The sequence below is a fragment of the Lactobacillus sp. genome (genome assembly GCF_051893255.1).
Taxonomy (GTDB): domain Bacteria; phylum Bacillota; class Bacilli; order Lactobacillales; family Lactobacillaceae; genus Lactobacillus.
The window spans coordinates 43,252-45,185 of sequence record NZ_JBJFHB010000023.1 but is presented as its reverse complement, the minus strand read 5'-3'; the positions used below and the strand labels follow the sequence as shown (position 1 = coordinate 45,185).

Annotated in this window: 2 protein-coding genes; both read right to left on the bottom strand. The window is 46.7% G+C overall.

Going from position 1 to position 1,934, the window contains the following annotated elements; all coding sequences use genetic code 11:
• Positions 1–21: 21 nt before the first annotated feature.
• A complete protein-coding gene (locus ACI4WN_RS02060; RefSeq protein WP_439776764.1) occupies positions 22–1,002 on the bottom strand; it encodes a ribose-phosphate diphosphokinase in 981 nt (326 codons plus the stop codon).
• 139 nt (positions 1,003–1,141) lie between these two features.
• Positions 1,142–1,819 carry an SLAP domain-containing protein gene (locus ACI4WN_RS02055; protein WP_439776763.1) on the bottom strand — a complete coding sequence of 226 codons (678 nt, stop codon included), beginning with the start codon at positions 1,817–1,819 and terminating at the stop codon, positions 1,142–1,144.
• Between the last annotated feature and the right edge of the window lie 115 nt (positions 1,820–1,934).

Sequence of the window (1,934 nt, the reverse complement as noted above, 5' to 3'; positions counted from 1 at the left end):
TTTGCTTTACAGTTATTTTTTCTATTGGTCCTTGTACTTGTTAGCGTCGTAACGCGTATCAAAGAGTGGACTCATTGGCTTGTGTTCCATGATCAGCTTGATGGCATCCCCCATCAAAGGCCCTACGGACACAAGGATCGTCTTGTCAAGGTTCTTTTCGGCTGGTTGCTGAATGGAGTCAGTCAAAACCAGGTTCTTGATCACTGACTTGTTCAAGCGGTCAACGGCTGGGCCTGACAAAACCGCGTGAGTGGCGCAGGCATAAACTTCAGTTGCACCAGCATCCTTCAAGGCTTGAGCAGCCAGGGTGATGGTCCCGGCCGTGTCGATCATGTCGTCGATCAAGATGGCGCGCTTGCCCTTAACGTTACCGATGATGTTCATGACTTCAGCAACGTTGGCCTTTGGCCGGCGCTTGTCAACGATGGCGATTGGAGTACCCAAGAATTCAGCTAACTTCCGGGCACGAGTAACGCCGCCGTGGTCAGGTGAAACGACAACTGCGTCTTCTTCCAAGTGGTTGCTGAGGAAGAAGTCGGCCAAAAGCGGCGCCCCCATCAAGTTGTCGACTGGAATGTCGAAGAAGCCTTGGATTTGCGGAGCGTGCAGGTCAAGTGACAGCACCCGGTCTGCCCCAGCAGTTTGGATCATATCGGCAACGAGCTTGGCCGTGATTGGTTCTCTGGCCCGAGTCTTGCGGTCTTGCCGTGCGTAGCCATAGTATGGCAAAACGACGTTGACTGAGGCAGCGCTGGCCCGGCGAACGGCGTCAATCATGATCAAAAGTTCCATCAAGTTGTCGTTGACTGGAGCACTGGTTGATTGAATCAAGAAGACGTCCTTGCCACGGACAGAATCGTCAATGTTAACTTGAATTTCGCCATCGCTAAAGCGAACGACGCTTGAAGTTGAAAGCTTCAAACCCATCCGGTCAGCGATTTTTTCTGCTAACGGCTTGTTTGAATTAAGCGCAAAAAGCTTGATATTGTCCTTGTAAGACATAGTTCCCTCCGAAAAAAACTGCATTTACCAGCTCTATTTTAACAAAAATCGACCCTAATTTGTTAAGAAAATCGCAATTCTTGGGCAAAAGAAAAAGTTTCGGCGAGATTCCGAAACTTTTTGCTTATTAAAAAATCGACTACTTAGTAGCAGTTACCTTAACGTCGGTTGCCTTCAGGTAGGCGTTGTTGCCGATGTAGTAGTAAGTTGCGCCCTTAACCTTGATGGTCTTAGCCACCTTGTAAGTGGTGTTCTTGTAGGCTACTGCGCTCTTCCAACCGTCGTAAACGTATGGGTTCTTCTTAGTGTACTTAGTGCCGTCCTTGTGGTAGAAAGGTACAGTCTTCTTAGCGACCTTGATTTGGGTAACAGTCTTGGTCTTCTTAGTAGTAGTCTTAGCAGTAGTTGACTTCTTAGCCGTGCTGGTTGACTTAGATGAAGTCTTAGTGGAAGTAGTGGTCTTAACGGTCTTAGTAGCAGTTACCTTAACGTCGCTAGCCTTCAAATAAGCACTGTTGCCAATGTAGTAGTACTTAGCACCCTTGATGGTTACAGTCTTGATGGCGTTCAAAGAAACGCCCTTAGCCATGGTCGTGCTCTTAAAACCGTCATAAACGTATGGGCTCTTCTTGGTGAACTTAGTGCCATCCTTGTGGTAGATTGGCGCATTCTTCTTAGTTACTTGGATCTTAGTAGCTTGAGTCGTAGTCTTCGTAGCTGCGAAGCTGACTGCGTTTGAAGCTGCCAGTGAGACTGGAGTTGCCAGAGTCAGGGCCAATGATGCTGAAGCGAAAGCGAGTTTCTTGGTGAATTTCATTAATTCCAAACCTTCCTTTGAATCATGCTTTTTTGTCATTGACTCGATTATACACCCTTTAAATTAAAAGTGTTGCTTAAGCTTTTGGAAAAAGTAACAATTTTTTCTTAAAGAT

What these genes read in the sequence shown, in the direction of transcription:
- ACI4WN_RS02060 (WP_439776764.1), bottom strand. Translation starts at nt 1,002, where the DNA reads ATGTCTTACAAGGACAATATCAAGCTTTTTGCGCTTAATTCAAACAAG.
- ACI4WN_RS02055 (WP_439776763.1), bottom strand. Translation starts at nt 1,819, where the DNA reads ATGAAATTCACCAAGAAACTCGCTTTCGCTTCAGCATCATTGGCCCTG.